General features: G+C 52.3%; 7 protein-coding genes. 6 read left to right on the forward strand and 1 reads right to left on the reverse strand.

Annotated features, from left to right (window positions below):
- Nucleotides 1–191 precede the first annotated feature (191 nt).
- Nucleotides 192–3332 carry a sigma 54-interacting transcriptional regulator gene (locus tag HY879_07040; GenBank protein MBI5603094.1) on the reverse strand — a complete coding sequence of 1047 codons (3141 nt, stop codon included), beginning with the start codon at nt 3330–3332 and terminating at the stop codon, nt 192–194.
- 425 nt (nt 3333–3757) lie between these two features.
- Here HY879_07040 and HY879_07045 point away from each other — a divergent pair, with 425 nt between their 5' ends.
- From HY879_07045 to HY879_07070, 6 genes are all read left to right on the forward strand, one after another.
- Nucleotides 3758–4117, forward strand: a complete 360-nt coding sequence (locus HY879_07045) for a hypothetical protein (GenBank protein MBI5603095.1) — start codon at nt 3758–3760, stop codon at nt 4115–4117.
- Nucleotides 4118–4123: 6 nt separating this feature from the next.
- Nucleotides 4124–5005 carry a branched-chain amino acid ABC transporter permease gene (locus HY879_07050; GenBank protein MBI5603096.1) on the forward strand — a complete coding sequence of 294 codons (882 nt, stop codon included), beginning with the start codon at nt 4124–4126 and terminating at the stop codon, nt 5003–5005.
- Entirely contained in the window at nt 4995–5960 is a 966-nt protein-coding gene (locus tag HY879_07055; GenBank protein ID MBI5603097.1) for a branched-chain amino acid ABC transporter permease, read from the forward strand. Before HY879_07050 ends, HY879_07055 begins: the two co-directional genes overlap by 11 nt.
- Nucleotides 5961–5966: 6 nt before the next feature.
- Nucleotides 5967–6746 (forward strand): ABC transporter ATP-binding protein, encoded by a 780-nt coding sequence (locus HY879_07060; protein ID MBI5603098.1) that lies wholly within the window; start codon nt 5967–5969, stop codon nt 6744–6746.
- Nucleotides 6743–7453 (forward strand): ABC transporter ATP-binding protein, encoded by a 711-nt coding sequence (locus tag HY879_07065; GenBank protein ID MBI5603099.1) that lies wholly within the window; start codon nt 6743–6745, stop codon nt 7451–7453. Before HY879_07060 ends, HY879_07065 begins: the two co-directional genes overlap by 4 nt.
- Before the next feature lie 172 nt (nt 7454–7625).
- Nucleotides 7626–7808: hypothetical protein (locus HY879_07070; protein ID MBI5603100.1), on the forward strand; the 183-nt coding region annotated here is incomplete at its 3' end.

Raw genomic sequence — 7808 nt, forward strand, 5'->3', positions numbered from 1 at the left:
GGGGGTGACCGATGAACAGATTAAAATGATGATGGTCGATAATCCCAGGAATCTTTTTTTGGGGAAATAAGCCCAACCAAAGATATTTGAAATTTCGGGGAAGAGGGTTTTGTTTTAAAACAAAACCCTCTTCCCCCTGAAAAAGTGAGGGATAAATTCGCAGATTGCGAGTCTTAGAATCTAAGACTCGGTTAAAAGGTTTTTGGGCTGCCGATGATGGTCTTTTCCTGGGGGCGCATAATGCCTAATTTTTTCATACGCGAGTAAAGGGTGTTGGGGTGAATATGTAATAAAACCGCAGCACCCTGCTGTCCTCTGACTTTCCCACCCGTCTTATCCAGTATCCGGAGTATATGGGTCCGCTCATTTTCTTCCAGACTCATATTTTTCTCTGTGGTCGGTGAAGAAAGGGAATTGAGGCCGGTGTCCGGCAGATGGTAATAGGGCCCTTTGCTGATAATGACGCCTCTCTCGATGATGTTTTCCAGTTCACGCACATTGCCGGGCCAATCATATTCCATGAGTTTTCGCATTTCCGATTCCGGTATTTTTTCGATCTTTTTGTTCAGTTTTTTAGCACAGGTAAACAGGAAATGATAGGCCAGTAAAGGGATGTCCTCCCGGCGCTCCCTGAGGGGCGGCACCCGAATGGGAAAGACATTCAACCGGTAAAAGAGGTCTTTCCTGAACCGGCCGCTGCTGACTTCCTTTTGGAGGTCCTGGTTGGTGGCCGCCATAAGCCTGAAATCCGAAGTGATGGTTTCCTGGCCGCCGACCCGTTCGAATTCTTTGCTTTGGAGCACCCGGAGCAACCGGACCTGGACGTCCAGGGGGATTTCTCCGATTTCGTCCAGAAATATGGTCCCGCTATGGGCCAGTTCGAACCGTCCGATGCGCCTTTGGATCGCCCCGGTGAAGGCCCCTTTTTCATGCCCGAAAAGTTCGCTGGAGATGAGGTGTTCCGAAAAGGCGCTGCAGTTAACCCGGACAAAAGGCCCGTTCCGGCGTGCACTATTGTGGTGGATGGCCCTGGCGACCAGCTCCTTCCCCACCCCGGTTTCCCCTAAAATAAGGACTGTCGCGTCCGTACCGGCTACGGAGTCCAGTTGGGCAAATACCTGACGGATAGATTGGCTCTTACCGACTATATCCTCGAAGTTCAGGCTTTCTAAATATTGTTCCTCGAAATATTGTTTCTCTTCTTTCTGCTTTTGGTAGCGCTGATGAAGGATTTCATAGGCCTGGGCATTTTCCATGGCGATGGCGGCCTGAGCGGCAAAATAGCCGAGAACCTCCAGATCGCTTGCTTTAAAGGCGCTCCGGAAAAGACGGTTGTCATGATAAAGCACCCCGATCACCTGATTCCTGAGGGTCATAGGCACACAGACGCAGGACCGGATGGCCTTTGAGGACAAGCCATTATCCTGATCGGATTCGAGGTCCAGGACCCGGCTTTGGCCGGAACGGAAGGTCTGCTCGATGATGTTCATGGAAACTGAAAAATCAGGAGAGGTCAGATTTTCCTGGGTTAGATTCTTAGTGGCTCGCAGCGTCAGACCCTGGCCGGATTCATCAATCAGGAACATGGCCCCCCGTTCGGCACCGGTGACACTGTTGGCTGTAGAGATAATACGAACGGCTACCTCCCGTTTATCCCGGATGGTAACCATCTCCTGACCTAGTTTTAGAATTTCATTAAGAAGGTTTTTCCCGTCCCGGACGTCTTCCACCAGGGAGCGCAAATCATCGGGGATCAAGGATTCATTGAGAGAAAAAAGCAACCGGGCCGATGGACCGGCTATGATCCGGGCCTTATCCTCCTGCCGGTTATGCAGATATTCCCGGGCCAGTTCAAGCCGTACCCTGGCCAGATTGATCTGATGACCGGAAACTTCAAGCCATTTAACGGATTGGGTCAGGTCCCGGAGGAGTTCCCGTGAAGGTCGACCTTTTTGTTTCCGGAACAAGGCCCGGTAGCGGTAGCCCATCCCCCGCATGTAAATATTCCTGCTCCGCAGGGCTCCGGCGATCTCCTTTTCAACCGACAGGCCATCGATTCGGGGCAGCAGCCCCAGCTCCATGGACCAGCAGAGGTCCATGATGACCGGCAAGAATCTGAAATAGATCTGGGCCTGATGGCTCAGTTCCAGGAAATCCATCAAAAAGGCAGAGGCCTTTTGGGGATCATTCAGTTTGTGGGACGTCAGGGCCAAGCCGAGCAAGGCCGACAGCCTCCCGTAATTGTTTTGTCCGGCCGTGGTCTCTGTCAGGGCTGTTTCAAAGTATTTAAAGGCCCGGGCAAAGTATCCGATTTCAAAAAACATGAAGGCGATCGCTGCCGAGGCATGACCGGCAATGCCGATATTGCCGGATTTAAGGCAGTGGCTGCGGATGGTATCCAGCATACCCATCCCCTGAGAGATCTGCCCGCAGTGGCCGTAACAGCTCCCGATAGTCAAACGGGCCAGGAGGGGAAACTCCCCCTTGGGAACCTTTTCGATCTCCGGTATATATTTTTCGTAACTTTCCACGGCATCTCGAAACCGGCCCTGCCAATAATGGAAAAACATGCTGAAAATCACGGCCGAACGATGGAGGCCGGGATCATCGATCTGTTGGGACATGATCCAGCCTTCATCAAAATATTTCAAGGCCGTCTGAAAATCGGAGCGCAGCCATTCATGCTTGGCCAGGTGCATTTTTAGAAGGGCCTGGCAGGAATGCAGGTTGGGGGCATCGGCCCGTTTGATGGCCCCAAGAATCGTTGAGTTGACCCGGTCGGCATCGAGGGTTGCCGTCGAGATTTTGGAATATTGGAGGGCGGTTTCAATAAGCAGACGGTCGGCTGCCTGGCCTTTAAGGCTTTTCAGGTCTTCGACGGCCTTTTCATAATATTTCAAGGCCTCTTGATGACGGAAGATCCTCCGGAAATAATTACCCTCATCGATCAGACGCCGGCAGCCTTCCAGATCGTTGGACAGGTGGAGAAAGAGCTGGCCCATGAGACGATCCCTTTGATCGTCTTCCGGAAGCTCCCGGATCAGAATCCGTATGGCCCGGCGATAAAGCTTTTCTCTTTCTTTTGAGGGGATGGTTGTCAAAAGATCCTGCTGTTTTTGCGAATCAGTGAAGTGGAACAGGCCCGGGCCGACCTGGGTGAGCCATTTGGCCCGGAGCCCCTGGTCGAGGGCCTGAAGAAGGTGGGAAGGTTTTTCCTCGGATATCTCCTGGAGCCAGTCGATTGAAAAATCCCCTTTAAACAAGGCGGCCAGGGCAAAAATCCGCTGGTCGCCGGAGATGGCTTTACCAGGGGTGACCTCTTTTTGTCCCATAGTATCCTCTCATATTTCGGATTTTAGATTTCGGATTTCGGAATTTAAAGAAACTCCCCTTCGGAATTCATTATTCAATATTCGCATTTTCATGCTTCGTGGCGCCCGCTCCGCGCATAAGGGCATAATACGAAAATAGGATTTGTTTTATGTAGCACAGCCGCCCTCGGCTGTTTCCACTAATAACAGGCCTGTTCTACATAATCTTAAGCCCATTTTCATGCTTCGTGGTGGCGCCCGGGTTGGGGGTTACGGCTCTTTATGACGACTGCCCGGTAAGGGTAGCTCAGAAAGGCGAGCCTGTCAACCCTGGATTAAACGAAAAGTCGTCTCTGAGACGATATTTCGTCTATCATTGGAAACAGAAAAAAGGCTTTGCTCTTTATTGTAGTTGATATAATTAACATTTTAGTTGATGTCCTGGGTTGGCCGATTTATTGCTTAGCTCATTAATCATGATCCGTATTGAAGAACATTTCAACAAGACGGAAACGGTCGAGCTGAGGGTTGAAGGTCGATTGGATAGGGAGTCTCTCCCGGCCTTACGCCAGGTGTGTGCACGGCATTTGGAAGCCGGCAAAAAGGTCCGTTTGCATTTGGGCGGGCTCAACCACACCGGGCAGGACGGATTGGACTTTCTGCGGAGCATCCGGGACCGGGTGCTTTTCCTGGAGCTGAACGAGTATTTCAAAATGGCCATCTACGATACGGATCAACCCGTCAACCCAAAACCTTTCGTCCTCGAGACCGACGACGAGGACGGATCATCAACCAGAAAAGGGTAACGCGCAATGGACATACTGGTCCAAACCCTGGCTAACGGCATAATGGGGTCCCTGATATTGATCCTGGTAGCCTCGGGTCTTTGCCTGATCTTCGGCATCATGCATATCGTTAATTTCGCCCACGGCGAGTTTTATATGCTGGGCGGATTCGGGGCCTGGCTTTTTTTTGACGGCCAGATCATTCCCCTGATCGGTCCTCCCACGATCCGTTATCTTACGGCTATCGCCTTGACCGCAGTGCTGGTGGCCTTTTTGGGCATTATTGTCGAAAGGTTCATCTTTCGTCGTTTTCGGGGAAACCTTCAGGCCATCATCATCGTTTCCTTCGGACTGATGCTCATTCTGCAGGCCACGGCCCTGGTCTCCTTTGGGGTAACCGATAAGGCCTTCGGGTCACCTTTCAGCGGCTATCTCCCAATAGGCTCTGTTTCTGTCTCAGGGGAACGGCTGGCGGCGATTGTCTGCGGTCTGGTTTTCATCCTGGCCATGTATTTTTGGGTCTTTAGAACCAAATTAGGCAAGGCCATGCGGGCCGTGGCTCAGGATTCAGAGGCTGCCCTGGTACAGGGCATAGATATCAGGCTGGTCTTTTCTCTGGCCATGGGCATCGGTTGTGCTCTGGCGGCCGTCGGTGGTGCTTTGGTGGGGCCCATCTTCTATGTCAATCCTTATATGGGGGTGGAGCCTATTATGAAGGCCTTCGTGGTGGTCATCTTAGGCGGTATGGGCAGTCTGTTCGGGGCCATCATCGGCGGATTCATCATCGGAATGACGGAGAGCTTTATGGCCACCTATGTCAGTTCTCACGGGGCGATGCTGGCGGTATTCCTGCTGTTGATCGCCGTTTTATTAATCAAGCCCACGGGGATGTTCGGCCATGAAGAATAGACGGTTATCCGCAACCGGTCTCATTCTGGTGCTTTCTTTTGCGGTCGCACTGGTGCTTCCCGTTTTTATAAAAGATCCCTATATCCTCCATGTGGGCATCAATATCTTTATCTGGAGCATTTTGACCCTGGGAATCCGGGTGGTCCTGGTCACCGGGCACCTCAATGCGGCCCAGGCCAGTTTCATGGGTATGGGGGCCTATCTTTCCGGACTGATGGCCATGAAACTCAAATGGAGCTTCTGGCTTTGTTTGCCCTTTTCCGGGGTAGCCGTGGCCCTCTTGGCTATGATCCTGGGATATCCCATTTTAAGAATCAAAGGGGCCTACTTTGTCATGATCACCTTTGCCATCACCGAGGTCTTCCGGCATCTTTGGATGATGTGGGAAAAGGTATTCGGCGGACCTCAGGGGATTCTGGGCATCCCCCGTCCGGCGATTATCGAGCTGGCCGGGCTCCAGATCAGTTTTGCCTCCAAGGCCCCTTTTTACTACCTGGCCATCGCCGTCCTGATTTTTACTGTTTTCATATTGCGCCGGCTGGACAACTCCCGGTTCGGACTGACCTTGCGCTCTATCCCCCAGGCCGATCAACTGGCGGTGTCTATCGGCGTGCCCGTCCTCCGCTATAAATTGATGGCCTTTGTGATCGGTTCGTTGTTCGCCGGACTGGCCGGGTCCCTGTGGGCCCATTATTTTACCTATGCCAATCCCGATGATTTCACCTGGCTCAATTCATTGTATATGCTGATGTACGCCGTGATCGGCGGAACCCAGACCGTGTTGGGTCCCATTGTCGGCTGTCTCGTTTTACTCGGTCTGGATGAGTTTTTAAGACCCCTGAAACAGTACATGCCTATTATCCTGGGAATGATTTTGATTCTGGTTCTGGTTTTCGTACCCGGCGGCCTGATCACCTTGCCGGAGAAAATCCGTTCCCGGATTCGTAAGGAGTAGACCTTGATCGAAAAAGGCCCTGGCCATCTACTGGAATTGATCAATTTGACCAAATACTTCGGCGGTCTGGCGGCGGTTCAGGATTTGAACCTGGCCGTAAAGCCGGGTGAAATCCACGGCCTGATCGGCCCGAACGGCGCAGGCAAGACCACGGCCTTTAATCTGATCAGCGGGATGCTTAAACCCACCCATGGCTCCGTGATTTTCAAGGATACGAACATCAGCCGGCTGAAGCCCGAGCGGGTCGCTAAAAAAGGTCTGGTCAGAACCTTTCAAGGCAATGTCCTTTTTAAGGACTTTACGGTAACGGAGAACGTTCTGATGGGCTGCCATCTGGATGCCGGCATCGGTTTCTTCGGGGACCTGGTCAACCAGGCCGCCATTCGTCGTAAAAAGGAAAAAATTCAGGAAAAGGCCCTGGAGTTATTACGGTTCAGCGGCCTGGAAAAACTAAAGGATGATCTGGCCGTCAACCTGTCCCACGGCCACCAGCGCATTCTGGGGGTCTGCATTGCCCTGGCCGCGGAGCCGGAGCTCCTGATGCTGGACGAACCCGTGGCCGGTATGAACGCAGAAGAGAAGCAATCTATGATGGGGCTCATCGGGCGCATTAATCAGAAAGGGGTCACCGTCCTGATCGTAGAGCATGACATGAAGGTTATCATGAAACTATGCCATCGGATCGCCGTGCTCAATTTCGGGGTAAAAATCGCCCAGGGGACTCCGGAGGAGATACAGGCCCATCCGGAAGTAATCGAGGCCTATTTGGGAGCGAACGAACAATGACCCTACTGGCTCTTCGTAACATTCGGGTCCATTATGGGCAGGTAGAAGCCCTGAAAGGCGTCTCTATTAACGTCGAAGAGGGTTCCATTGTCTCCCTGATCGGGGCTAACGGGGCGGGTAAGACCACGACCCTGAAGTCCATCTTCGGCCTGAAAAAACTGACTGAGGGCGAAATTTATTTTGACGGGCAGCGGATTGATAACCAGTCACCCCTGGAGATCGCCAAACGGGGAATCGCTTATGCCATGGAAGGGCGACGCCTCTTTCCCTATATGACGGTTTTGGAAAACCTGGAAATGGGGGCCTTTCTCCGGAAGAACAAGTCGGAAATTCAGGAAGAGCTGAACCAAATATTTCAGCGATTCCCGATCCTGAAGGCCCGTCAAAAACAATATGCAGGAACCCTGAGCGGCGGGGAGCAGATGATGCTGGCCATCAGCCGGGCCTTAATGGCCAACCCCAGACTCCTTTTGCTGGACGAACCGTCTCTGGGTCTGGCCCCTCTGGTGGTCAGGGAGATCGGCCACATGATCAGAGAGATCAACCAGCGCAAGGTCACCATCCTCCTGGTGGAACAAAATTCCAAGCTCGGTCTGGGAGTGGCCCGGAAAGGGTATGTGTTGGAGGTAGGTAAAATCGCCCTGGAAGGCGATAGTCAGGACCTGTTGGAAAATGAGCATGTTAAGCGGACTTATCTGGGTGGCTGATTTAGTGCGAAAATAAAAATCAAGAATCCAGAATTCAGGAGTCAGAATTCAGAATGTAGCACAGTCGCCCGCGGCAAGCGGGCGCCACGAATCGTGAAAATGGGTTTTCCCGTACCTTGAACCCTGAACCTTGAACCTTAAACCGTAATTTTGAATTAAAGGAGGGTGTCTTATGAAAAGAGGAATTGGGATTTACGGAGTTTTTATCCTGGCTGTGCTGATCGGTTTGGCCGGCCTCAACAGCCCGGATTGGGCTGCGGAAAAAGTCAGACTGGGTATTCTTTGTGCTTTGAGCGGGCCGGCAGCCCCTTGGGGTATTCCGAACTCCCGGGGTATTACCCTGGATGCGGAAACC

The organism is Deltaproteobacteria bacterium (genome assembly GCA_016219225.1).
In the GTDB taxonomy this organism is placed as follows: domain Bacteria; phylum Desulfobacterota; class RBG-13-43-22; order RBG-13-43-22; family RBG-13-43-22; genus RBG-13-43-22.